This window comes from Parabacteroides hominis (assembly GCF_014287585.1).
GTDB lineage: Bacteria > Bacteroidota > Bacteroidia > Bacteroidales > Tannerellaceae > Parabacteroides > Parabacteroides hominis.
Genome location: NZ_JACOOJ010000041.1, coordinates 1 through 26,803, shown reverse-complemented (window position 1 = coordinate 26,803; position 26,803 = coordinate 1). Strand labels below are relative to the sequence as shown.

Below are 26,803 nucleotides of genomic sequence, written 5' to 3'. Positions count from 1 at the left end.
TTTCAGTGTTTTATTTTATGTTGAATAAATCATTCAGAGACTCACTCATAGAAGGGTGAGTGAAAATATTGTCACGAAGGAGGACATAATCATTATCCGTACGCATCGCCAGCGACACGAGGTTGATGATTTCGCTCGACTCTGCGCAAAACAGCGTAGCTCCCAATATCTGGTTCGTATCGACATCCACGACCGCCTTCAGCAACCCTTCCGGCTGTCCGATCGTGCGGGTTCTCGGCATCGAAGCGGCCATGACTTTGGAGACTTTTATGTTACGTCCCGTCCGGCATGCCTGCTCTTCATTCAGGCCGACATGCGACAGGGGCGGATCGATGAACACTGAATAGGCGATCGCTTCCCGGTCACCGGTATTGCGTTTGCCGTCTCCAAAAAGTTCATCGCGTATGATGCGGTAATCATCCAGCGAAAGATACGTGAACTGCAAACCGCCGCGCACGTCTCCGATCGCCCATATATTCTCTGCGGTCGTATGCAAGCGGTCGTCCACCTCGATTGCCCCGCGCTCCGTCAGCTTCACGCCGGCAGCCAGCAAATTCAGTCCTTCGGTATTCGGACGACGTCCGGTAGCCAGCAGGATCGCATCGGCATCGGCCCGCACCGTATCGCCTGTCAGGGCATCGCGATAGACAACGGTAGCTTTGCCGGCATCGTGCTCGATCTCCTGTACGACGGCGTTCAGGCGAATCGAAATACCTTTCTTTTCCAAAACTGTCTTGACGGCATCGGCGATATCGCGGTCTTCACGGGGAATAAACTTGTCGCCTCCCTCCAAAACCGTCACGTCCGATCCGAAATTGGCAAAGATCGAAGCAAACTCAAGCCCGATATAGCCGCCTCCCACGATCGCCAAGCGACGGGGTAGCCGATCCAGTTCCATGATCGAAGTGCTGGTGTAAACGAAAGGATTGCCTTCGATCCCTTTTATGTTGGGGACGATGGTGGAAGCGCCGGTATTGATAAAGATTTTACCGGCTTGCAGCACGATAGTCTCACGATCGGTTTTCACTTCCACTTCCGTTGGGGAAAGGAACGAGGCGACGCCAGTATAAACAGTTACCGTCTCTTTGCTGTCGAGATTCTCTAAATTCTTCTGACGCAAAGCAGCCGTGATCTTCCTTTTTTCCTCGATTGCCTTATGAAACGCATCGGCATATTGCTCGAATGTCGTGAAGTGGGAATATTGCGCCACTTTGGAAAGGTGTACCAGTGTTTTGGTCGGAATGCATCCGATATTGATACATGTCCCGCCGTACATTTCTTTCGAACGTTCCACTACGGCAACAGTCCATCCGCGGCTACCTAAATCAGCGGCCAGCGTCTTTCCGCCTTTACCGAAACCAATGATGATCGCATCATACTTTTTCATCTTTTGTTATCCTCCTTTTTATTTTCTACTTAAGGAACATTTCTTTTAACCTAATTGTTCCCAATAAGCATCTATTTATCGTTCTGTTTATTCTATGATGCAAAAATACACAGCCTTTAGATTTCAGAGGATAATGATTTTGCCCTAAGATTTGGCAATATTCCCTATTCCGACACCGACTCCTTTTTATATTGTCGGCGATATTCGGTCGCACTCAATCCTGTTGCGTTCTTAAAGAAACGGCTGAATGCCGCCTGGTCTTCGAAGCCTAACATCAGGGCGATCTCTTTCGAGCTTTTAGTCGTATAGAGCAACAGGCGTTGGGCTTCGGCCTGGATACGGTTGTGGATGATGCGGATGGCGGAAGGCTGCTGATAGGCGGAAAGGATATTTGCCAGTGTTTTCGGGGATTTGTTCAGCATGTCCGCATATTCCTGCACCTGTTTCTTCTCCTTAAAATAAGTATCGACCAGGACATGGAATTTGCGGATCGTCTCGAACTGGAAACTGTTCTCCCGAACGACTCCCTGCCGGTCTTCCGCTATTCGCGTGCATATTATGATAAACCGCTTCAACAATACCCGGAGCATTTCGTCTTGTAGGTGGTCGGTACTGAGAAACTCTTCCTGCATGATCCCCGTCAGCGTCTCGATCTTCCGCCGCTCATCCTCCGAAAGGACGAAAGTCAGCACATGCGACGAACCGTGAAACAGCAACCCGTTGCACGACACCTCATGGTCGTTGCCATGTATGCAATAGAAGTTACTATTGAACATTAGTGCAAAGTATTTGCCTTCGATGCGCAGAAATTCAAGATGGTGCAAATGGGAAAGCGGAACGAGCTGCCCCTCCTTCAAAACAATCTGCTGATGGTCGATATCCAACACCACTTCGCCGGAGTCCACCCATATAAATTTATACAGCGTTTTGTCTTTCAGAAGACCCAGGTCTTCATGGAGCGAATCGGTCAAGACGACCCGCCCCTTTATCTTCGCATTCTCAAATGTCCATCTCATGGTATTATTTTTTAATTCTCAATTCTTAATTTCCATCACCTCCAGTTCCCCGGCAACTCCCCCGTATGCCGCCTGAACCAACGTGCAAATGTATCGTAATTCGAGAAATTAAGCATCACGGCAATACGGGAAGGCCTCAGGCGAGTCTTAATCAGCAAGTCTTTTGCTTCAAGCAATACATACTGGCTGATCCATTCCGCAGCCGAAATGCCGGAATGCGATTTGCATTTGTTATTCAGTTCCGTCGAAGTCATCCCCAACTTCTCTGCGAAATAATAGACCGGATAATGATGGTAACGACTAATCAGCAAAGCGAAATCGTGGAAAAAAGGCGGAACCTCGCTATCCCGGTCGTCCGCTAAATGTCCTCCCTGCTGTAGGAAGAAAATAAGAGCGCGTAAAAGCGATTCCACCACTTTGACACGGACATCGCTCATTCGCTCGATTTGCGATTGCATCAGCCGGATATAAAGGTCGGACTCTTCCAGTTCGTCCGGCGTAATCGTCCGGAACATCAGACGTTGCCGGTTGATCAGCAGATCGCTGCCGGCATAGATCACGATCCCTTCAAAACCGGTTTCGGAAAAACGGGATATTTCGCTCACTTCATCCGTAGCCGCCAGAAGCACCTGCCCGGCTGTTATCGAGATCTCCTTTTCGAGTGCCTTGCATTCAAACTTCCCGCCCCGGCAAATTACGGCAAGAGTGCCCGGTTCCAACGGCAGCAGTTCATGATCCTGCCCGGCTTCGACGTGAATGATCCTTAAAGAACTTTCCAATGTCAAATTCGCGGTTGACACAGCATGATAGAGGTCAATCGGTAATATTTTATCTGTATTCATATCCTTCTCACTTTTAAATAAAAATCATTTCACTTCGAACATTTAAAGATAGTTATTAGTTTAATACATACAAGTCTTTTTAGATTAAGTTAAAACCCTATTAATAACATTTTATGATAGCAACTCTCGTCATTTTAGCGCTTTCCGCCTTGTTTTTCGTGAACGGAAAGATACGCTCGGACCTGGTCGCACTTTGTGCACTCGTGCTCCTTATGGTCTGTAAGATTTTAACTACTGAAGAAGCATTGTCCGGTTTTTCAAATCCGATTGTAATCATGATGGTCGGCCTGTTTGTGGTCGGGGGAGCCATCTTCAAAACCGGACTGGCCAAAATGATCAGCAGCAAAATACTCCAGCTGGCAGGGAAAAGCGAACTAAAGTTATTCATTTTAATCATGGTTGTGACAGCCTTCATCGGCGCCTTTGTCAGCAACACCGGGACCGTGGCCCTGATGTTGCCCATCGTGGTCAGCATGGCGATGAACGCCAACATAAACCCCAGCCGCTTCCTGATGCCTCTCGCATTCGCAAGCAGTATGGGAGGAATGGCAACCCTGATCGGTACGCCTCCCAACCTCGTCGTGCAGGAGACTTTGGAGAACGCCGGGTTCGGCGACCTTTCGTTCTTCTCTTTCACTCCGGTCGGACTGGTCTGCGTACTGATAGGGATCATTATCCTGATCCCGCTCAGCAAAATATTCCTGGCGAAAAAAGACGACAACAATAAAAACGAGGCTTCCGGCGGACGCTCTCCAAAAGAACTGGCACAAAAATACCAGCTGTCCGACAACCTCTACCGCTTGAGGGTCACGCCCGATTCCTTGGTCTGCAATAAGACATTGCAGGAACTCAACATCACACAAACGTACAACCTGACGATCCTCGAAATACGAAGAAAATCGCTGTCACAAGGCCGCTTCATGAAGACCGTGGATCAAAAGTTGGCCGGCCCGGATACGGAACTGAAAGAAAACGACATCTTATATGTCTTCGGAGCATTCGACAAGGTCGAACTGTTTGCCCGTGAAAACAGGCTGTCGCTCACGGAATCGAAAGTCACCGAGTTTGCCGGCGGATCGTCCGACGAGAAACTGAGCGTGCAGGAAATCGGTATCGCCGAAGTCTTGCTTATGCCGGATTCCAAACTAATCAATAAAGCAGTCAAAGATTCCGGTTTCAGGGATAAATATGGAGTCAACATTTTAGGCATACAACGGAAAAACGAATATATCCTGTCCGATATAAAAGAGGTAAAGATGCACTCCGGCGACATCCTCCTGATACAGGGCACATGGGACAGCATCGCCCGCATGAGCCATAAGCAGTCGCAATGGGTAGTCCTCGGACAACCTGTCGAAGAGGCATCCAAAGTCACGCTGGACTATAAAGCACCTGTCGCCGCCCTGATCATGATCGGCATGATCGCAGCAATGGTATTCGATTTTATTCCGATCCCTCCGGTCGCAGCCGTACTGATCGCGGCGATCCTGATGGTGCTGACCGGCTGCTTCCGCAATGTGGAGGATGCCTACAAAACGATCAACTGGGAAAGCATCGTGCTGATAGCCGCCATGCTCCCGATGTCGCTTGCCCTCGAAAAAACAGGAGCCTCCAACCTGATATCGGAAAAACTGGTTAGCGGATTGGGTGATTACGGGCCGCTTGTCCTAATGGCGGGAATATATTTCACGACTTCCCTGCTCACCATGTTCATCAGCAATACGGCGACAGCGGTACTGGTGGCTCCCATCGCGTTGCAATCGGCTTTAGCGATCGGGGTCAGCCCCTACCCGTTCCTGCTGGCCGTAACGGTCGGTGCGAGCATGTGCTTCGCCTCTCCCTTCTCGACTCCGCCAAACGCTCTGGTCATGTCGGCGGGCAAATACACATTCATGGACTACGTCAAAGTCGGCATGCCTTTACAAATCATTATGGGTATCATTATGATCTTCATATTGCCATTATTATTCCCGTTCTAAACATTCACTGATACTTATTAGTTTTATATTTGCACATCAAAAAAGAAAAAGATGAAGATACCGTTTAAACCGATCGGAATCGAAGACAAAGATATTATTACGTCCTTTACGATACCGAGCAATTACAAGAATTGCGACTATTCATTTGCCAACATCTGTAGTTGGCGATTCCTCTACGATAGCGAGTTTGCCATTGTCGACGGCAGCTTGCTGATCCGCTTCTGGATCGAAAACAAAACGAGAGTCGCTTATATGACGCCTACGGGACAGGGCAACCTGAAACAGGCGATCGATCTGTTGGAAGCCGACTCGCTCGAACAGGGTCATCCGCTTTGTATGTTAGGCGTAACGCCCGATGCCAAAGAGGAACTCGAAAAAGCGATCCCCGGCGGATTCTTCTACATTCCCGAACGGGATTATTTCGATTACATCTACTTGCGTGAAGACCTGGCAACCCTGAAAGGAAAGAAATACCAGGCGAAACGCAACCATATCAACAATTTCAATAAGAAATATTCTTACAAATATATCCCTATCACACCGGAACTGGTCCCCGAATGCCTCCAACTCGAATGCAAATGGTTCAAGGCAAACCGGGAAGATAACGACGAAGAGGATCTGAACGACGAACGCCGTTCCATCATTTATGCCTTGAACCATTACGACGAATTGGGACTTATAGGGGGGGCCATTTGCGTAGACCATCAGATTGTCGCTTTCACCTTCGGCGCCCCGATCAACCACAATACTTTCGGGGTCCATGTCGAAAAGGCGAATGTGAACTATGAGGGGGCTTATGCTGTTATCAACAAAGAATTTGCCTCCCACCTTCCGGAGAAATATATATATGTGAACCGGGAGGAAGACCTGGGTATTCCCGGTCTGCGCCAAGCTAAACTTTCGTATAACCCGTTCATCCTATTGGAAAAATCCGCAGCAATAAAGAAACCTGCAAAATAATATTGAACGATGGATAACAACAAGCCTCAATTGATCGACCTGTGGCGTACTTCTTTCGACGACAGCGAAGAATTTATCAAACTGTTCTTCGACCGGGTTTACAAAAAGGAAAACGCCCTGTTTATAGAGAAAGACGGAAAGATCGTTTCCGCCCTTCAAATGCTTCCGTATGTCATGACTTACTACGGGACGGAGATATCCGTGAACTATATATATGGAGCCTGCACCCTTCCTTCCGAACGTGGTCAGGGGCTTATGCGCCAACTGATACAGGAAGCTTTCGAGGTGATGGAAAGCCGGAAAGTGGCCTTGACAGTCATTATCCCGGCCGATCCGTGGCTGTTCGATTATTACCGCGATTTAGGATATACGGAGGCTTTCGACTATTCGGAAGAGACGTATATCCGGCCTTTTGAAACAGCTTGGGAACAGGGCGTTTTGGTAGTTCCGCCTGAAGTCCCTTCGATGGAATCTCTCTATAAGTTCTTCAATAAGAAGCAGCGGGAACGTACCTGCTATGTGCTGCACGGTTATGACGATTTCGTCACCATCCTGCGCGACTTGCAGATCTCCGGCGGACAGATGCTGACCGCCTTGAACATTCAGGACGAACCGATCGGCATGATCTTTTTTCATCCTGCCGGCGACCATATCTATGTCAAAGAATTGATGTACGACAACGACCACATCAAGAACCTGCTCTTGCAGGAAGCGACAACGCAGAACAAAGTGGAAAAGGCCGTCTACCGCACTCCTTTCACCGGACCGGGAACTTTCCCCTTAGGCATGGCACGTGTCCTCGACCGCGACCGCCTTATCCATCACTGGGCTTCCACCCACGAAAACTCCGTTCTCAACATCGGCGAACTGAAAGAAATGGACACCCAATCTCTTACCCGCCTGTTGCTCGACTACCAGAGCCGGGAGGCTTATATGAGTTTGATGCTCGATTAGTTATCAATTTTATTCTAAAATAAAGTCCCTCGCCATTTCATCATAGCGAGGGACTCTCCTAATAAATATTTTCCTATACAATTAATAGCTACTTTTCAAAAATTCATCTGGTGTAGAATCCAAATACTGTTCTATCATTTTAGAAAGACTCATATTCCGCGACCGCGCATATTCTTTTGCTTTTTCTACTATCGACTCATTAAGTCTTAATGTTAATTTTGTTTCCATAGCCATTCACTTTTCTACAAAAAAAATCATTCTCAATCAATATTCTATATAAAGCACTTATGTTATCCATCACCTGTTCTTCTCTGATAATATAAAAGGGAAGAACCTCGCGGTTCCTCCCTTTCCTCACTTTGAATCAAATGTTCCTGCCCTTATGAGCAGGATTCATTTTATTCTTTATGTACCAAATGTTAATGTACAAGGACTTTGGTTGTAGTCGTAGTACCGGATGCGGACAGACGTACAATATATACGCCGCTGCAAGCCGGCATACGCAGGGTATTATTAATAGAACTGTGATAGACAATCTTTCCGTTCAGGTCGACAATCGTCGCTTCTACCGGAGCAGCCGGTTCGATCACGATTTGTCCCTTTTGCCCGTAAACGTGGCTTTCGGACAGGATCTTTTCGAGAGCGGTTGCAAAGTCTACCGTCACTTCACACATAGCAGTGAAACCGCCATCCACGGTCGTTGCAATGATAGTTGCCTGACCGACCTTCAACGCTTTCACTGTTCCGTCTGCCTCTACGCTGGCAATTGCCGGAGCCGTGCTGGTCCACTTCACATCTTTCTTGGTAGCACCTGTAGGAGCTACGGTAGCCACCAACTTTTCAGACTTCAGACGCGGCAAGGTGAGCGTCGACTTGTTAAGGGATATGCCTGTAACAGGAGTCCCTTCGGCCGGGGTGTCGCCACCGCCTTCGCTACCAGACTTGAAGGTTACGGTAACATCGAAGTTTTCAGTACCGGCGATGCAATACCAAGTTGTTCCGGCATCAGTTGTTACCTGTCCGCTTTGAGCGCCCTGCCCCTTAACAGAAACGCCACTGATCGTTCCGCTTTTCGGTGTGATCGTCAATTTCATGCTTGCCGGAATTTTATCCGTTCCGGGAACTACCTCCAGGCCTGTGGCATCAGTAAAAGTTACCTCATTTGTATTGGATGTAAATGTATATGCAGGAACATCCTTCAACGAAACATACACCTTTAATCCCGTTAACGCAGGATAATTAACTACATCATTCGGAGTAAATTTCACACTATGCTCTCCTGCACCAGAAATAGTCCCTGCCTCTGTTCCTTCCCATTCGAATCTTCCGGCAACCATCTGTCCGTTCACTTGTACAAAGCCGCCATTCAATTCGGAAGTGGATAAAGAAGCACCTTGGAGAACCGGAGTTGCGACCGGCAGAGTTACATCTTTTGTCGCTGAGATAGAAGGCTGTTTAATAGTCAAAATCCCTACCTTTGTCGAAGTGACAGCCTGGTGAGAATCATCTTCTTCCCTGCTTGCCCATATTTCATAATCACCAACATTTACAGGAGTAGTAAATTCTCTATTGGCTTTAAATGTAAAGACCCAACCGGTAGCCGGAATCAAACCTGCAAGAGAAGACAATTCAACCGAACTACCCGTATATGTGGCATTCGCGGACAAATTGTCAGCAGGTTTAATTGTGCTTTTTGCCTTAAACAAATGGCTTTCCGTAATTGTGACATCACTACTACCTAATTCAAACGAATGATATTCATTCAACGTGACACCAGAGATACCTTTCCAATCCACAGAATACCCATTATCCGGAATAGCTTCCAAAGTAAAGGTTTGCCCCATATAAGTACTGCCATCCGTAACAGCAGCATCTCCATTTTTCAACACAAGACGACCACCTGTAATATTTGCCGGCATAGTGATTGTTTTTGACAGGCTTCTTGCGGTACTTTCATCTGTTGGTGTTGTCACTTTCACAATCTGCAAGTTCGGATCATCCGGTATAAAATAAACCGTAACTAAATTGTCAGTTGCTTTAAAACCTCCGGCACGGGTTGCCTTATCACTCCAATGACCGGCAACTGTTGCAGAATTACTGATTATTCCCTCTTTACTATCTGTAATAACATCTTTAAACGGAATCGTCAATATTCCCGGTACTCCCGGATTTATCTTTAATTGGCGTGTCGCAGAAAAAGCAGCATAGATATCGTCAGCAGGACGAGTAATATTTACCGTATAATCTCCCACATTTGTCGGGGTAGCCTCTTTACCATCTAACTTATATGTAACAGAGAAACCACCTAACCCAGCAGCAGTCTGAACAGCATATTCCTGAATTTGTCCACTATAAGTAACTTCTTTACTTGCCGGATTCAAGATAGACAATGTAGCTAACTTCTGGACCTGTGCAGAAATATAGGTCGGTCCTTCGATCTTGATATCCGATCCATTGGGAACCGGCTTATTGTTGACCAACAGGGAGACGAGTTTATAATTATTTTTGTCTACTGTTGCAGTTACATTTTCCAATGTTTCATTAAACTTTTTCGTTGTGGTTGAAAGATTGAAAGAAGCACCTTCTACCGGTGTAACGGTTACGCTATAATCGGCTTCAGTAAAAGTAGCCTGAATCACGATATCATCCGATACATCGCCTACCAATCCCGTTTCAGTAATATCCTTACTTGTACCATCGTTAAGGCTGCTGACAATCAGTGCGTCCAATTTATACCCTTTGTTCGGCAATGCAATCACCGATATGGAAGCATGATCCTCGACAGAAGAACCCGGATTTAAATCCTCTGCACCATTCTTCATCAATTTCAACGATCCGTTCTTTAAATCAGAGACAGTCACAACATGAGGATTCGCTTTTTGCTTAAAGGTTGCGCTTACCGTATAAGAAGTTGCAGATTCACCACCAACAATGAAACTGGTAGCCGGGGTTATTCCATTATTAGTAGTAGTATTAGCATTAGTAGCAGCCGTATATCCTACCTGATCCACTTCATACCCTTCATCAGGAGTTGCAATAATAGTAAGATTAGCTCCGACAACAACAGGAACACCTGTGCTTCCGGTTATTTCCGAATTTCCATTCATCACTTTCACTGTTCCGTTTGTTGCGCTTAAAACACTTACATTGCGGGTTGCACGTGCAAACTCGGCTGATATTTCAGTATCGCCGGTAGGTGTAAACTTTGCCGTTACCTTCGATTCCGATCCGGCTGGGCTGCTATTAGGTTCAACGGCTGTTGGAGAAGTTGGAGAAGCCGGAGTTACCCATTTCACAAATTTATAACCGGCATCCGGTGTTGCAGCAATCTCTATATTTCCCTTATGGCTACTTGTTGTCCCGATATACTTATTATCGGCTACTGCATCTTTTATAGAAACGAATCCACCCGCAGTTTGTTTAACGGTGATAACATCTACTATCTTTGCATCTACTCCTATTTTCGCAGCCAGACTGCTATAAACAGCGGCCGAGTCAGGTGTAAAAATTGCGTCATACTTATTATTCTCACCGGAACCGTCTTTTACTAATGCGTTAGGGTTCACCCAAGTCCATGTACCATTGACAGAATGAGCCGATGTTTCACCTGCCACCGTCACCTCGCTGCCGATAATTGCGGCTGCTGATAAAGGTTGTCCGGCAATCAATGTCACATCACATTTAGGAACATTTTTACCGGTTGCTTCCAACTGCTTTTTATTGGTCACAACAAGCGAAACGATTTTGTCGAATGCCTTATAACCGGCTGTCTCAGCAATAGAGAACTTCACATAGAATGTACCTACTTTACCTTTGATATCTTCTGCCAACTTTTTAGTACAGGCAGCATCCGAATAATAGGTCGTATCGCTTTCAGCGTTACTACCTGTTGGCAAAGTATAACTGAATGTAGGAAACTCACTCTCTTTAACTATCATTTCCGTCCCGGTTATCGTCACCGGCAATTCCGGTTTAGCTTTCCAAGTGATAACGACATCGGTCTTTTCTGTCAGAGCACTTGAGCTATACGTATATGAGTTAACACCTTTATAAAGGCTATTAAATGCTTCATTCATATCCGTAACCTTTGTCCCGTTCACCGTAAAGCTTTCCAGCATATACTGGCTGTTTGCTTTCAGGCGGAAAGTTGGTGCCGTATTATAAGTTAGCTTCAATGAATTAGTACCGGACAAGATAAGACTGTCTTCCGTTGTTTTGATTGTTTTCTTTACGAATACGGAGTCGAGTCCTCCCCCATTGTTGGTCACATTCAGCGTCACCGAGAACGTCGGGACGTCGGGTGCAGACTTCGTATCTATGTTTTGAGCATATATCGCCGGAGCCACTGCAAGGAGGGCGAGGGATATAGCGGATTTTATATTTTTCATATTTGTCTTCGTTTTAATTGTTACTTAACTATTACTTTCTGTCTGTTTACAGCGTAGATACCTGCAGGAACAGCGATCTGGGCGCCGTCGTTTACACGGGCATTGTAATATACACGTCCCAGCATATCGACAACTATCACCTGTACCGGTTCGGCTGTATGGATTGTGATTGTACCATTTCCGGTCTGCACAAAGTAGCCGTCGGTCGGTACGATCTCGTTTCCGGTAGGTGTACCTTCAACGCGCAGCGAACGTAATGTACTTGTTGTTCCCTCATCTGCCAATACGAAGCTCTGGAATGCTTTAATCGTCGGATTAATTTCGCGTTCGAACGTCTTACCGTCTGCACTCAGTACATAAGCAGTCTGTGTCAGCGTCATGTCGTACGTGTTGGGGTTGGAAACGATTTGGAATTTAACATTACCTGACTTTGTTGGATCCGGTGCATTCGGCTCTGCTTTTGAGGCGAGAGAGATAGATGCATCACCTGTAGTTACAAGAAGGGTACTATCTTTATGAGCGGCGATGATACAAGCGGTTGCAGGTTTTTGACCTTCTGTTGTTACTGTAAATGTCGGAGCTTCATTTGCGATACCGGCAGTCCAGATACCTTCATTTGCACTCGAAACAACAGTCTTGACATCTGTATTTCCGTTTTCCCCTATGATCTTTCCAATCGTGAATGGGAATCCGAATGCTTTCCAAGTCTTCTTAACGCCGTAAGTCAATTGCACGGCTTTGGCGGTTACATTCGCATTAGCTTGCAACTGTGCACCTTCTGCCATAAAGACTGTATCCAAAGGCATAGCCACATTGATGGTCAGGGTTGCACCGGCGGCGATCTCAACGGAACGGTTGGCGTTGTTAGCATCGTTCCATGTTACGTCGGTTGAAACTTTTATGCATGTATTACCGACAGAAACAGTAGAGAAAGAAGCGCCATCTTGTTTCAGATAGAAAACGGCTTTATCTGATACTTTATCAGCAAAAGCGATAGCAGCTTTTTCGCTGGTAACAAGATAAGCGTCTTTACAAATAATAGTAATACTGTCCGGAACATCATAATCAGTCGGCATTGCATTTGTAGCATTTAAAGAAGCTAATGCTTTAGTTGTGGTAAGTTCGGTTGTAATAACATCGCCTTGATAAGCAACGACTTTTTTTACAGAATCATTTAAATAAACTAAAGCATTTGGCAATGTCTTACTTGCACTACGAAGCGTATCACCATTCTGAATCAAGATACTTTTTGAACCGTCTGCATTCAAGAATTTAGTGTTTGAATCTATCGACACTTTGTTTCTGTTATAATCGATATATCCGTCAGCGTCTTTTTCAAGTACATTTTCATAAGAGACAAAAATAGGAGTCGTCGCTTCTGCCAGATTCTGAAGAGTACAATTTTTTAATGAAACGGAGCAATCGGCACTTGGTTTTCTGGAAGGACGATTTTCACTGGCTCCCGTTCCACCACCCATCTGAAACACGATAGAGGGTATAAATCCATAATTTTTCGTATTGTCTATAATCTTACTTGTGACAACACAATTATCCATTTCAACAACAGAACGTTCCGTAGCCTCAAAAACAATCACACCAAAGCCATTAGAACTACCTTCTTTTCCAACGCCCGTAAAAGAAGAATTAGTTGCTTTCAAAGTCATTTCATCAGCACCTTTGTCACCATACCAAGCTCCCTGCATATAAAAAGCAGCCCACCCATAAACATCAGAATCGTTGATTACGAAATGCTGCTTAGGAGATTTAACCCATATTGCATAATGGAAATTATCTCCGACAGATAACCTGGAATTACTAATAGTATAAGTCGAGTTCTCAGCACCTTGAGTTAAAATACATCTAAGGGCACTCAATGAATTAACATTTTCATCGGATGCTATTTTAGAATCAGTCATTGAGAAGTTACAAAAACCACCATCATTAAACAAGCCGATCTGACTATCTTTAGTCAATGAAATATTCGTTTTTTGTAACTCGATAGTCGAAGTCGTGACTTCTTTACCCAAAGCTATGGCAGCTCTTCTATCAGTTGTTCCCGGAGCGACCGGAATAATATCGAGGTCTGTCAACGACAAATTTATTTTAGGCTTTGTGATATCAATCATCGGAGTTATGATAGCAGTTGTTGCACTGCTGGCCTCTGTCAAAGTCAGGTTCGTTAAGGCAATATCCGTTGTATCACTCGGAGCAATTGTCCAATGTCCCTCTACAATACACTTAGCTTTATCACTACCAACAATCGCAAACGACTTATCCAACGTAATATCCTTCGTAAGCGTCTGTTTATCCGTTGCCGTCCAGACAATACCGTCAACTGTCGAACCGCCGAAAGCAAACAGTGAATCCAGTTCGGCTGCATTGGTCATCTTGGCTAATTTCTTACCGGGAAGAGTACTTGTATCAAAATCATTCGTCCAAGTTAAGGCCGGATAAAGATTATCTGCAGCCCTGAATTTAGCTTCCTGCCAGGTTATGCCCCAATTGTCCTTGTCTAAAGTTTCAATGGTTACCATTGCAACACGTTCTTTTATAGTCTTTGCTGCTTGTGGCTTTGCATAGGTGTTCATATTTTCTTTTGCATTATAAGCAATCTTTATTGCTTCATCTATTTGGCAATCGCCCTTTAATGTAAACGAAGGATCAACCGGATTTGTCCAATTAGCTTCCATTGTTAAACGAACTGCAGCAATTCCATTGCCAGATGTTTTTAAGTTCTCGGCTATAACATGAGAAGAGTTTACATTCAGACCTCCACCTGTGTTTCTATTCAAAGTGACATTGAGGATATTAATATCATTTTCAGCATCTTGTTTATCAGCATTTGTAACAATATCCAATGCTGTAGTATTTGTATCTTCAATTGTCAAATTCTGGATAGTAGCACCTTCGGCATCCTTATCCAATTTAATCGCATAAAAATACTTGGTAGAATTTTCATCAGAAACAGGAAATTTACCGGAAATCGCATGTCCCTGCCCATCTAAAGTGATTCGCTTTTGTATGTTAATAATACCCTGAAATGAAGAAATATCGCTTTGTGCTTTTGATATATCTGATAAATAAAGATCTCTATTAAGCACGATCTTAGTAATCGGAGCATTTTGCTTATTGATCATATTCAGAACCGTTTGCAATTCTGTTGCAAAATCGGCAGCATACGTTTTGCCCTCGTCAGAGAGTTTGTTCGTCCAATATGTCTTACCCTCAATGGTTTTATTGATTTCCCAACCAACAGCGGTAAACCAATTTTTCTTATTCGCATGGTCTGCCCAAATCTGCCCCGGTCCGGCCAAAGCACTCTTATCATCTAATTTCAAAGAAAGAGAATCGCCTACGGCATCAGAGCCATCTAAGTTGACGCTTCCCCAACCGTTACTGTGAGCGATCAAACTCTTTCCGTCAACCCTGGAAGACTGGATAATCAAACCGGCCGTCTTATTGTTAATCAGCTTTACATTCTCTAACACGACCTTGTGCTTCGGTGACAATTTATATACTGTCAGTCCGTTATGACTCGTATTGGAGAGTGTCAGGTTTTTAATTGTCACGACAGAGTCTTTCCCTGCGCCCTCCTGCCATCCTTCAACAACAAGAATGTTATTCATGGCTGCTCCGGAAATGGAATGTCCCATACCATCCAATGTTATGGCCTTTTTGATCGTAATAGCCGAACCTCCGGCAGTTCCATCAGGGTGGTTTACATCCGTAATATCACCGGTTAACGTAATCGTTGCGCCAGATTGAGCGTCTTCAATGGCTTGTTTTAATGCAGCCAGAGAATTAACCTCTGATTGCGCATGCAGCCAACCGACACTTGCCGTCAGCCCTATACCGACGGCAAGCAAAAAGTGTAATTTTCGCTTCATAAGCTTTTCATTTAAAAGTAAGTTATTAATATTGAAATATGTCTTTAATATTTATTACATGAGGTTACCCCTCTCGTACGAGAGTACACCGCCCCTCTCATGTTAGGGGGCATGCCCGTCGACGACGCTTTTACAACTGAGTATGGCTTTTATCTTCCTTTGGCCGGCAAGGCCGAGGATCATGTGAACCGTACCGGTGATATTTACTTTTCCGGTGTAATCGCCGGGGGCTTCGGTCAGGACATTGTCGTACAAGTCGATAGATAAGATCGTTTTTTCGGTAGCCATAATGTTCTAAATTTAAGTTGCCCGTTGGTGAGGCGGGAAATACCTGTTTTACCCTTATTTATGATATAAGGTGTAATGAGTGTTTTCAGGTCTCTATCCGAGAAAAGGGATCTCAAAGAACAGGGTATATCGTACTGACTTTGATGTAATATTTTAAAGATTAGGGGATTTTTATTTCATATCCTTAATCTAAGGATTATTAAAAGCAAGGCAGTCCCGATCCGTCTTATGCCTGTAAAAAACAAGTGTACTATTAAACAGGCGATTAGGCTGACATTGGTTGAATTATTGTCAAGGGGCTTTGATTATTTTTTTAAATTATAAGAAATCTCTTGCTTTTCATACTTTTTATTGTGACCTTTGCCATGTATTTGTTGATTCAAGGAGAATTACTAATCCATAAAGAACTGTAATAGAATCAAAAAGCAGTCGATTCTCCTTATATCATAAATAAGGGTATCTTTTCCTTTCTTATCAATTTCTCCACTTTATTTATTACTAATTCATTCGCATTTCCGATCTCACGCGGGTCAAGTCTTGCCAGATAATGATGAGTCATTTTCTCGGAAGTATGCCCCAATGCCTGGCTGATTACATTCACGGCTACATGTTGGCGGTAGGCTTCCGAAGCCCAGGTATGCCGGAAAACGTAGCTCGTCAGCGGAACAGGCAACCGCAAACGTTCGCCGATCTTTTTCAACTGCCGGTTGTATTCGGCAAGCAATGCTTTATACTGCTCATGATTGGTTTCCTTCGACAACAGCGGAAAAAGATAAGGAGAGCGCGTATCCGCATAGCGGTCGATCAGATACTTCATGCTGGTGCTGATCTGAATCTGTATCAGTGTCCCTGTCTTCTGCCGATGATAAGTCAAAATACGTCCTCCTTTCTGAATATTATCTTTCGTCAGATGTACCAAATCAACAAAAGGCATCCCGCAAGCCATAAAACTAAACAAGGCAAGCCCCGCCGCCTGGGCTTGTTCCGGACAGTCTTTATAATCCAGACGGGCCATCATCTCCATCACCTTCACCGTCACGGCACGTTTCACGGTCTCTTCCCGCTTTAACCGGATCCCTTCGAACGGATGTATCTTCGGTTTATAACGGGCTTTCCGGCAAATCTTGTTATACATGGACCGGAAACAGCTAATATAACTGTTTACCGTATTCACACACAAACCTTCATTTCTCAGGGAAGACATAAAATCGGTCACTTGCAGGGGCCTTAATTCCTTAAACGAAAAAGTTTCCTTCCCGCAGAAACGTAAAAAGCGGTTCCGCACCGCCCGGTACAGGTCAGCGGTACTCTCTGCACCAGCCTCCCGCTTCTTCTTTTCCTGCTCCCGCATCAATTCATAAAAATCATTCTTTTCCATAAGCTAATCACCTCTTTTTAAAAAAGGTAAATATACAACAGGATACCCGAAGGAATAGTTATCTGATTAAATTCGTACTTTTGCAAATTCATACAAAATTATACGGATAAAAAGAGCTGATAATGTTACGGAAAGGAGACCTTACACAAGGAGGCATAACCACCACCCTGCTACAATTCACATTGCCGATGCTGGCAGGGTCGCTTTTGCAACAATGCTATAACATAGCCGATACGCTGATCGTGGGACAATGTATCGGTGCAAATGCGTTGGCCGCGGTCGGTTCCGCCTATACCCTGATGGTTTTCCTTATCTCTATCCTGCTGGGGTTGTCGATGGGGAGCGGTACGGTTTTCTCGCTGCAATACGGAGCCGGCAACTTGCCTGCCCTGCGACGTAGCGTCTATGTTTCTTTCCTGTTGATCGGCACGGTGACCGTCTTGTTGAATGGGGCGGCGTTCCTCTGGCTCGATCCGATTTTGCGATGGTTGCAAGTTCCCAGTGATGTTTATCCGTTGATGCACGGCTATCTATGGATCATTTTCTGGGGGATAGCCTTTACTTTCCTGTATAATTTTTATGCGGCATTGCTTCGCGCCGTGGGCGATTCCGTGACACCTCTATGGTTTCTGGCCGTATCGGTTGTTTTGAATATCGGGCTTGATTTGTTCCTTATCCTCGTCCTGGACCGGGGTATCGAAGGAGCAGCGGTCGCAACGGTCGTCGCACAGGGAGCGGCAGCATCCGGCATTCTGTTATATACTTACAAGAAACGTCCCGAACTGCGGTTGCAGCGGGAGGATATGCGCTTCGACCGTTCCAGCCTGAAAGAAATCACTTCCTTCTCCACACTGACTTGCATCCAACAATCTGTGATGAACTTCGGCATATTGATGGTGCAAGGGTTGGTAAATAGTTTTGGCACGGCTGTCATGGCAGCATTCGCCGCGGCAGTCAAGATCGACTCTTTCGCCTATATGCCCGTTCAGGAATTCGGGAATGCTTTTTCCACTTTTGTCGCCCAGAATTTCGGGGCGCGGAAAGGAGATCGCATACGCCGGGGAGTACGCAGCGCATTTCTTATAACGATCGTCTTTTCCCTTGTCATCTCGCTGTTGGTTTTCTTTTTTGCCAAGCCGTTGATGCTTATTTTCGTCCGTCCGGATGAAACCGAGATACTTCGCATCGGAGTAGAATACCTACGCATCGAAGGGGCTTTCTATTCAGGTATCGGTATCTTGTTTCTCCTTTACGGTTATTACCGTGCCGTCCGTATGCCGGGAATGTCCGTCGTGCTCACTGTTCTGTCTTTAGGCACACGTGTCGTTCTTTCTTACTGGCTGGCCTCCATTCCTTCTATCGGGGTCACCGGTATTTGGTGGTCTATTCCTATCGGTTGGTTCCTGGCCGACTTGGCCGGCATCGCTTATTACCGCTACCGCAAATATGCAGCCTTACGGGCTTGACAAAAAAGGAACAGACATAACTGGAGAACAGATAGGATAGTCATATAACGATGAAAACCGGTTGTAGTCTCTTGCAACAATTTACTAAAATGCTCTTGAAGTTTATTTCTTGTCTCAGACAAAGATAGTAATTTTGCACTTTGACAGTGCAAAATGGTATATAAAATTGCACTATGAGAGTGCAATTTCGTATAATATCGACATAACAAGAGGATGAAACAGTCAAAACATCTATTCCAAGAGATTTGACTATTGCCGGATTTTTCTATCTTTGCAGCCGTAAAAAGTAATGATAAATTATGGACGACAGTATTCCGCGAGAAACAGAAACAGTAAGTAACACGTAACGCGCAGGGGTAAAACAGTAAGGCCTCTGTACGTTGACAAAAAAACGAAAGGAGGCAATAATGAGAACTTTTCTTTATTGTGAAGCCGGCTTTGTGGAAAAAGACCAGTGGCTTCCAAACAGCTGGATCAATGTAGAATGTCCTACACCGGAGGATATCCATTACCTGACAAACCAATTCAATGTTCCCGAATCTTTTTTAAGCGATATTGCCGATACGGACGAACGCCCGCGTATCGAATACGAAGGGAATTGGTTATTGACCATCATTCGAATCCCGGTGCAGAGCCAGGAACAGGGTATTCCTTTCACGACTATCCCTTTAGGGATTATGACAAACAATGAAATCATCATATCCGTTTGCTATTATAAGACAGAACTGATACCGGACTTTATCCGCTACACCCGCCGTAAAGAGGTTGTCGTACGTCATAAATACGACCTGATCCTGCGGCTGATCCATTCGTCCGCCGTATGGTTCCTGAAATATCTGAAACAAATCAACAACGAGGTGGCACATGCCGAAAAAGCACTGGAAAAAAGTATCCGCAATGAAGACCTGCTTCGCCTGATGAAGTTGGAGAAGAGCATGGTCTACTTCAACACCTCCATCCGTGGCAATGAAGTGATGCTCACCAAACTGCAAAGCATCTTCCAGGAACCGGTTTATATGGACAACGAGCTGGTGGAAGATGTGGAAACGGAACTGAAACAGGCACATCTCACGGTCAATATCTATAGCGACATCCTGACCGGCACGATGGACGCGTTCGCCTCCATCATCTCCAACAACGTGAACACCATCATGAAGCGCATGACCTCCATCTCCATCATCCTGATGGTCCCCACTCTCATCGCCAGCTTCTACGGTATGAACGTCCCGATCTACGGTGAGAACATGCCATACGGTTTTGCCGTCATCGTCATTGTCTCTATCACATTGTCGGCCTTATCGTTCTTTATTTTCAAGAAGATAAAATGGTTCTAAAAACAAACTATTCTTGATTACCAGTGTGGTTAGGGCCATACTGGTAATCAAACTCAACATTGACGCCACTATATTTTTTTATACTGATATGATGAGTAACCCATATCCCTTGAAAGAATAATATGAATCTAAACGTTATATCTTCCACACGTGCAAAACATTTAACTTCCATTTTGGTATCTCCGCTCACTTTGGCTACGCCTAATGAGAGATCCGTTTCATCTATTCCGAATAAAGAACCATTAATGGAAGCCAAGACCCTGTACAAAGTAGCAGTCGTATATTTGCAGTCGTCATCAACCAACCCTGGGTAAATTGAATAATAATCATCCATATTCGTTGTAATGTCCCAACCCATTTTTTGTTTGACCATGACTTCGACCTCTTTAGATGATAAATTGCCTAAATTATCGATCGTGACTTCGCCCAAGCTCTCTAAAGACGTATCGGTGGAAACTATTTCAAATACAGGGCCTATGGAATGTTTCACATAAGAGGATTGTATGGTTGTCTTAAGAACATTCTGTCCCCAATCAAAAGTGGAAACATCTCCTAACAGGGTCCACTGCCCGTCTATTTCGGCATACTGAACAATATTTCCGACGCGAATGAGAGGATGCGCCTGATTTTTTATTTCAACAGGCAAAGTGCCCTCCATCCCAGATATTTCCAATTCAAAGGTGGAAAAACTTGCACGTTTAGCATTTTCCATTGCCCCATTTATAAACTCTGTTGCAGAAACTTCAATCGGTTTATTAGTTATACCCGCCGGAAATATTATAGAAGTAAGTTTATCGGCTCCCGGATAAATAATAACCGTATCTTTAGATGGGTCTATTGTAATCGTTGCGTTTTTCTTAGTCATTTGTAAAGGCAAGGAGACAGTACTCCCGGTATGCATATTTCCGGGAATCGTGACAGATGATGTCAGCGGTATATATCCGTCTTTCGTAAACGATACGACATAATCTCCTTTCTTTTTCACAGGCAATTGATACATGCCATCTTGCGATGTTTTGACCGTGACGCCGGAAGCGCTCACAGCAACATCTTCCACAGGCATATATTCCTGATTCAATTTGCCTACGATATAATAAACTTCCTCTTCCAAAGGATTTTTGACAATCTCCAATGTATTTTCTTTACTACAAGATACCAAACCTATGTTTGCGAAGAACATGGAAAGAATGATGGATATCAGGATTTTCTCTGATTTCATAATAATAGATTTATATATCCTGTAAAATTAGCAAAGATTATTTATTAATTCCTTGTTTACCAATAAAAAATCCGCTTTACCTTCACAGGCGAAGCGGATTTAAAATCGATAAGCTTTTTCTAATCAAATATCTAATCAGAAAACAATATCTCGGGAAGGATAATATCTAATTCTGATAAATAAGTTGCAAAGGACGTGCCAGAAATGAGAAAGGGAATACTTTTTAAAATAAGATACTGATATACAAGCCAATAAAAGCGACACACATAATACAGAAGAAATCAGGGAGGTGTGGAACGGATTGGGGAAAGTGTGTAAAAATTCCACAATCGAGTGTGGAATCCCTACTTTTTGGTGTGGAAAGAGCAATAATAACCGGCTGCCTTTTTCAGCAAATCTTCCGGGAGATCGAAGGATTCATCGAACAGAGAAGTTTCGACAACAGGAGCTTTCTTCTTCGAATCTTTTTTCCAGTTGCCGATGATACGGCCATTATACAGGATCACGGGGTAAAAGATGCCGTACGTATTGAATGCCTTAGGATGATGTTCGCGTAGCATAACGCTCGTCCGGTCTTTATAACTGATCAGATATTCATCATACGAGGGCAACAGATGCAACACTTTCCGGCAACGGGCCTTCAAGTCACAGGAGACATGCAGATAAAAGGTTTCCGAATCAAACTTTTCGGCAAGCAGATCGGTTCCGATCGATGCAACCGCTTGCCGCGCCTCAGTCGTCGTCAAACCGGACCACCAGACAAAATCGGGCAATGTAGCCGGAGAATGGCTTTGGAAATATAGGGTAGCCAACCGGGCGAGCGCCTCTTCGCGGTTGAGTTCTTTCACCGGAGGCACACGTTCTTCCAACAAAGCATAGGTCGGCTTCTTGTTTTTATCTACCCCGCTGCATACAAGGCCATCCGTTTCGGCACGGACCAGAAAATAATGTATCAAGTGATTGTCTGCCTCGACCCCTGCCCGGCCGAACTCATCCATCAACTCCTGTTTTGTCAGGCTCTTGTTCCCGCCCAACAATTGTTCCAGCAATCTGCAACCTTTCGCATAGAAACTTCCGGTTATCTCCATCTTCCGGCTTTTTGCATAAGAATCGAAAGCCGTCCGTATACGGCCTCCCGACAATTGCAACATCCAGCGGATATCCTCTGCTGCAATGAAATGCCAGGTCGGTCGTAATATATGGGTACGCAGGATTTCCCCCTTTGCAAGCGCATCGTCCACCGCCTGCAACGAAGAAGACTTCAAGCGGGTTCCGACCGCCCATTTCGCCATCGCATACTCCTGTGCCTGGATAGCTCCCATCCAGGCAACCACTTCCTTCGGACTCTTGAACCGGGGTTTTGCCAATTGCTGGCTTAACAGGCGGATATCGGTCAGCATATTCTTATTGTTAGCAGGATTTTCCGGTCATAATATCCAACACCAACTTATCGGTGGCTTCCATACCTTTGGAACCGATAGAAGTCAGGTTAATGATCGACTTGTCGACATCCTCATCGATAATGCCTTCGACCGGAGTCACCACCTTATTTTCCATTGCCATCAGTGCGGACAACATCGCGGTCGAAACGCCGCTGGAAACTTTCATGGCACAACTGGGTTTAGCCCCGTCGCAGATCATGCCGGTGATGTTGCCGATCATATTCTTGATCGCATAGGAAACCTGCACCTTATCGCCCCCCATCAGATAGGTAATGCCGCAACTGGCTCCCGTAGCGGCCACCACGCAACCGCAAAGAGCGGACAGGCGTCCTAAGCTCTGTTTGATATAGATGACCATCAGATGGCTTAGCATCAGGGCGCGGATCAATTGTTCTTCCGTGCATTCGATATCTTCGGCAAAAGAGAGGACGGGAAGCGTCGCGGCAATCCCCTGGTTTCCGCTGCCTGAGTTACTCATCACCGGGATCATGGCGCCATCCATGCGGGCATCGCAGGCGGCAGCCGTCATAGCCAACATGTGGGTATAGGCTGAATCGCCCATATATTTACGTCCGTATGCGCCGGAAACGGTCTTGCTAACCGTATGGCCGAAATTCCCCTTCAGGGAAGCCTCGGCCGCTTTCCGGTTCAGATCGGCAGTCTTCAGGATAAAACGGATCTCGTCGAGCGGCATTTCCATCGCAAACTCATACACGGTAGAGAAAGAAAGCCTCAGTTCGCCTTCATCGTCCGAAGCATCGCAGGCAACGCCTTCTTTCCTCCGGTCTGTCAGGACAGCGCCATTCTTCTCCACATACACGATATTCGTATGTTCATGGCAGATAATCACCCGCGAAGTTTCATTTCCGGCGGAACAAACCACTTCGATATAGAGCTTGTCGACATTTTCCTTTAAAGCGATATGAATCCGTTTATCTTCGATCACCTGCTTTCCTTCGGCGAGCGCTTCCGGTGTCAGGTCGCGCAAGACTTCAAGGCCGTATGCGGACTTGCCGATCAGCGTGCCCAAAGCGATCGCTATCGGCAGCCCGACCATTCCGGTTCCGGGTATTCCGACGCCCATCGCATTCTTCAGGATATTGGCACTCAGGAATACTTCCGTCTTCTCCGGCTTGCAGCCTAAAACCTCGGCAGCCTTGGCGGCAGCCAGTGCGACCGCAACCGGTTCCGTGCAGCCGATAGCGGGAATCACTTCCTGATGTATAAGTTTGATGATTTGTGTTTGAGTTGTTTTATCCATGATATAGATCTTTTTTTCTTCGACTTTATCCGGCAAAGGTAGTTTATTAATTGAAAATTGAGAGTTGAAAATTGAAAATTATACCACAATCCGCTATTTATCATCGTTGCCGACAGTTTCGACCGTGAACGTTTCCTCCTCCGTGCCATTGCCCCGCCCCTCTTTCAGGTGAACGCTGAACACAGCTTCGCCCGTACGCAACTTCGGGGAGGCCTGCACCGTGACGTTATAGGTGATACGGTCATCGCGGGTGATTTTGGCAATCTTGACCGGTTCGGACAGTTTCAGGTATTTGCCCTTCTTGACCTTCACTATCGGTTCCACGTCCAAAGCATCCTGAAAGCTGTTGTTCACGATCACGAGGGAGATACGGCAGGTTTCGCCTGCATTGATCTTGTTATCGCGGGTGACGCTGTCCTCTTCCAGCAGGATGTCTTCGATCTGCAAATCGGGAAGCAGAACATGCGAGGACGGCGTATAATTTCCCGGATTCCTCTTCTCCACTCTTACCTCGTCGCCTGTATTTGCTGCGATCTGCGCACCGGCGATTCCTCCGACCGCCGTCCCGACAAACGCACCTATGTCACCCCCGATATCATCGTCTATAGCATGTCCGACCGCCCCGCCGAAAAGCCACCCGACAAAGGCTCCGATCTGGGCTCCTACGCCTGCCCGGTCTTCCCGGCTCATATTCTTCATCGATCCGCATCCCGTCAGAATTAACAAAGACATAATCACGCATAGAATTTTATTTTTCATACTCAGCTATTTTAATCCTTCCAAATTAATAAACAAAGATAGTCATCCGTTTGACTTAATGACAACGGAAAGGAGAAAAACCCCTATCCGATTGCGTTTTTTTATGTAAGTTTGCGCCCGATTAAATAATAAACGATGACAACTCAATTCAAGACTCCGGCGGCAGAATTACAACACCAGTACGATCTTCTGCAAAAAGAATTCGAATATGAAAAGGAGATGTACCGCCAGCAAACCGAACGGGCCGGCATACACCGCCGCATCCAGCAAGGGCTTTGCTGGTATCCTGTCGTACCGGGGAAGAGTTACTATAATTCATTGAACCAGTTTGTCGTCGAAGTGGAACGGCGGGAGGACAAGGAGATCGAACACAATTTCGAATATGGCCGTCCGGTCTGCTTCTTCACGACAAACGGAGGTGGAAAACCCGGATATTTGAACTTCTCGGCTGTCATCAGTTATGTGGAAGACGACCGGATGGTTGTCGTGCTTCCTTCACCCTCCGCACTGTTCGACCTGCAAAAGGCAGGCGAGATCGGCGTCCAGCTTTATTTCGACGAGACCAGCTACAAGACGATGTTCAACGCCCTGTCTGCCGTTATCCAGGCGAAAGGAAACCGGTTAGCTTACTTGCGGGACGTCTTGTTAGGCAAAATCCCCGTCGCCCGGCGCACGCTTTTCCCCGTGCGCTTTCCCTGGCTGAACGTATCGCAGGAGGAGGCGGTCAACCACGTATTGGCGGCAAAGGATGTGTCGATCGTGCACGGTCCTCCCGGAACCGGCAAAACGACCACTTTGGTAGAAGCGATATACGAGACTTTGCACCGGGAGAACCAGGTAATGGTCTGTGCCCAAAGCAATACGGCTGTTGACTGGATATCCGAAAAACTGGTCGATCGCGGCATCCACGTCCTGCGTATCGGCAACCCGACGCGGGTAAACGACAAGATGCTTTCCTTCACATACGAACGGCGTTTCGAGTCGCATCCCGACTATGCCGAATTATGGGGAATCCGCAAGGCGATCCGCGAAATACAATCCAACCTCCGCAAAAAGAGCCACAGTGAAAAAGAAACGGCCCGCAACCGCCTCTCCCGCCTCCGTTTCCGGGCAACGGAACTGGAAGTGAAGATCGACACGGAACTGTTCGACGAGGCGCGTGTCGTAGCCTGCACGCTGGTCGGTTCTGCCAACCGGGTGTTGACCAACCGTAACTTCACGACTCTCTTTATCGACGAGGCCGCCCAGGCGCTCGAAGCCGCCTGCTGGATTGCGATCGGCAAAGCGGACCGGGTCATTTTGGCGGGCGACCATCACCAACTCCCTCCTACTATTAAATGTATGGAAGCGGCACGCGGCGGCTTGGATCACACCTTGATGCAAAAAATAACCGACCGGAAACCCGAAACCGTCTCGCTTTTGAAAACACAGTACCGGATGAACGAGGACATCATGCGCTTTCCTTCCCGCTGGTTCTACCATGACGAGCTGCAATCCGCACCGGAAGTCAAGCATCGCGGCATCTTGGAATTCGATACGCCTGTCGTCTGGCTCGACACGGCGGATTGCCATTTTGAGGAAGACCGGCTCACCGACAGCATGAGCCGTATCAACAAGGATGAAGCGGCATTGCTTGTCTCGACTTTGCAGAAGTATATCGAAAAGATCGGCAAAGAGCGGGTCCTGGACGAAAGCATCGACTTCGGCCTGATCTCGCCTTACAAATCGCAGGTTCAGTATATCCGCGGACTGATCAAGCGCAACGCTTTCTTCAAACCCTTCCGCCGCCTGATAACCGTCCACACCGTAGACGGCTTCCAGGGACAGGAGCGCGACGTGATCATGATCAGCCTCGTACGCGCCAACGACAAAGGGCAAATCGGTTTCCTCGGCGACCTGCGCCGCATGAATGTCGCCATCACCCGCGCCCGCATGAAACTGATGATCTTGGGAGACGCCCCGACACTGACACGGCATGCTTTCTACAAAGAATTATATGAGTATATCCAACGGAACGGACAGGTGGTTGACGTTCACCCCCTTCCTCCGCCATGACCCCTTATTGTCATATTCATAAAAAAGACATTGGTCCAAATCGAAACTACTACCGCATCTATTTCGAATGGGTCTTGTTCACATTTGCTGTATGGCTGCTTTTAGTGTATTTGATTAATAAAAGAGCACAGCTTAAAAAATAAAAGTCTATATTATAAGTGCAAACAAAAAATATGGACAAAATCATT

18 protein-coding genes are annotated in these 26,803 nt (G+C 46.0%); 6 read left to right on the top strand and 12 right to left on the bottom strand.

Annotated elements, in window-relative coordinates:
• Positions 1-10: 10 nt before the first annotated feature.
• From H8S65_RS17630 to H8S65_RS17620, 3 genes are all read right to left on the bottom strand, one after another.
• Positions 11-1,387 carry an FAD-dependent oxidoreductase gene (locus H8S65_RS17630; RefSeq protein ID WP_186931176.1) on the bottom strand — a complete coding sequence of 459 codons (1,377 nt, stop codon included), beginning with the start codon at positions 1,385-1,387 and terminating at the stop codon, positions 11-13.
• Between the two features lie 164 nt (positions 1,388-1,551).
• Positions 1,552-2,403: an AraC family transcriptional regulator gene (locus H8S65_RS17625; protein ID WP_186931175.1), complete on the bottom strand. Its 852-nt coding sequence runs from the start codon at positions 2,401-2,403 to the stop codon at positions 1,552-1,554.
• A gap of 35 nt (positions 2,404-2,438) precedes the next feature.
• Entirely contained in the window at positions 2,439-3,245 is an 807-nt protein-coding gene (locus H8S65_RS17620; protein WP_186931174.1) for a helix-turn-helix domain-containing protein, read from the bottom strand.
• Positions 3,246-3,358: 113 nt separating this feature from the next.
• Between H8S65_RS17620 and H8S65_RS17615 the strand changes: the two genes are divergently transcribed.
• The 3 genes from H8S65_RS17615 to H8S65_RS17605 are packed head-to-tail and all read left to right on the top strand — an operon-like array spanning position 3,359 to position 7,138.
• The gene (locus H8S65_RS17615; RefSeq protein WP_186931173.1) at positions 3,359-5,224 is read left to right on the top strand and encodes an SLC13 family permease; all 1,866 of its coding nucleotides are present in this window, start codon (positions 3,359-3,361) and stop codon (positions 5,222-5,224) included.
• Between the two features lie 51 nt (positions 5,225-5,275).
• On the top strand, positions 5,276-6,184 hold the full coding sequence (locus tag H8S65_RS17610) for a DUF2156 domain-containing protein (protein ID WP_186931172.1): 909 nt from the start codon (positions 5,276-5,278) through the stop codon (positions 6,182-6,184).
• A gap of 9 nt (positions 6,185-6,193) precedes the next feature.
• Positions 6,194-7,138, top strand: coding sequence for a GNAT family N-acetyltransferase (locus H8S65_RS17605; protein WP_186931171.1), 945 nt, complete (start codon positions 6,194-6,196; stop codon positions 7,136-7,138).
• 81 nt (positions 7,139-7,219) lie between these two features.
• On the opposite strand, the gene H8S65_RS17600 is transcribed toward H8S65_RS17605, so the two are convergent.
• The 5 genes from H8S65_RS17600 to H8S65_RS17580 form a co-directional block, all read right to left on the bottom strand.
• A complete protein-coding gene (locus tag H8S65_RS17600) occupies positions 7,220-7,366 on the bottom strand; it encodes a DUF6364 family protein (RefSeq protein WP_186931170.1) in 147 nt (48 codons plus the stop codon).
• Positions 7,367-7,557: 191 nt separating this feature from the next.
• Entirely contained in the window at positions 7,558-11,526 is a 3,969-nt protein-coding gene (locus tag H8S65_RS17595) for an Ig-like domain-containing protein (protein WP_186931169.1), read from the bottom strand.
• 20 nt (positions 11,527-11,546) lie between these two features.
• Complete coding sequence (locus H8S65_RS17590) at positions 11,547-15,413, bottom strand: DUF6383 domain-containing protein (RefSeq protein WP_186931168.1); 3,867 nt, start codon at positions 15,411-15,413, stop codon at positions 11,547-11,549.
• A gap of 102 nt (positions 15,414-15,515) precedes the next feature.
• A complete protein-coding gene (locus H8S65_RS17585) occupies positions 15,516-15,701 on the bottom strand; it encodes an HU family DNA-binding protein (RefSeq protein WP_186931192.1) in 186 nt (61 codons plus the stop codon).
• 439 nt (positions 15,702-16,140) lie between these two features.
• Positions 16,141-17,079, bottom strand: coding sequence for a tyrosine-type recombinase/integrase (locus H8S65_RS17580; protein WP_186931167.1), 939 nt, complete (start codon positions 17,077-17,079; stop codon positions 16,141-16,143).
• Positions 17,080-17,201: 122 nt separating this feature from the next.
• On the opposite strand from H8S65_RS17580, the gene H8S65_RS17575 reads away from it, so the two are divergent.
• Entirely contained in the window at positions 17,202-18,545 is a 1,344-nt protein-coding gene (locus tag H8S65_RS17575; RefSeq protein ID WP_186931166.1) for an MATE family efflux transporter, read from the top strand.
• A 407-nt stretch (positions 18,546-18,952) separates the two neighbouring features.
• Positions 18,953-19,879 carry a magnesium transporter CorA family protein gene (locus H8S65_RS17570; protein ID WP_186931165.1) on the top strand — a complete coding sequence of 309 codons (927 nt, stop codon included), beginning with the start codon at positions 18,953-18,955 and terminating at the stop codon, positions 19,877-19,879.
• Positions 19,880-19,886: 7 nt separating this feature from the next.
• Here the strand turns inward: H8S65_RS17570 and H8S65_RS17565 are convergent, their stop codons facing one another.
• The 4 genes from H8S65_RS17565 to H8S65_RS17550 all read right to left on the bottom strand — a co-directional run bounded on the left by H8S65_RS17565 (position 19,887) and on the right by H8S65_RS17550 (position 24,560).
• Entirely contained in the window at positions 19,887-21,098 is a 1,212-nt protein-coding gene (locus H8S65_RS17565; protein ID WP_186931164.1) for a peptidase associated/transthyretin-like domain-containing protein, read from the bottom strand.
• 344 nt (positions 21,099-21,442) lie between these two features.
• On the bottom strand, positions 21,443-22,498 hold the full coding sequence (locus H8S65_RS17560; protein ID WP_186931163.1) for a winged helix DNA-binding domain-containing protein: 1,056 nt from the start codon (positions 22,496-22,498) through the stop codon (positions 21,443-21,445).
• 10 nt (positions 22,499-22,508) lie between these two features.
• Positions 22,509-23,801 carry an L-cysteine desulfidase family protein gene (locus H8S65_RS17555; protein WP_186931162.1) on the bottom strand — a complete coding sequence of 431 codons (1,293 nt, stop codon included), beginning with the start codon at positions 23,799-23,801 and terminating at the stop codon, positions 22,509-22,511.
• Between the two features lie 93 nt (positions 23,802-23,894).
• A complete protein-coding gene (locus H8S65_RS17550) occupies positions 23,895-24,560 on the bottom strand; it encodes a YMGG-like glycine zipper-containing protein (protein ID WP_186931161.1) in 666 nt (221 codons plus the stop codon).
• 135 nt (positions 24,561-24,695) lie between these two features.
• On the opposite strand from H8S65_RS17550, the gene H8S65_RS17545 reads away from it, so the two are divergent.
• On the top strand, positions 24,696-26,615 hold the full coding sequence (locus H8S65_RS17545; protein WP_186931160.1) for an AAA domain-containing protein: 1,920 nt from the start codon (positions 24,696-24,698) through the stop codon (positions 26,613-26,615).
• Positions 26,616-26,803: the final 188 nt, after the last annotated feature.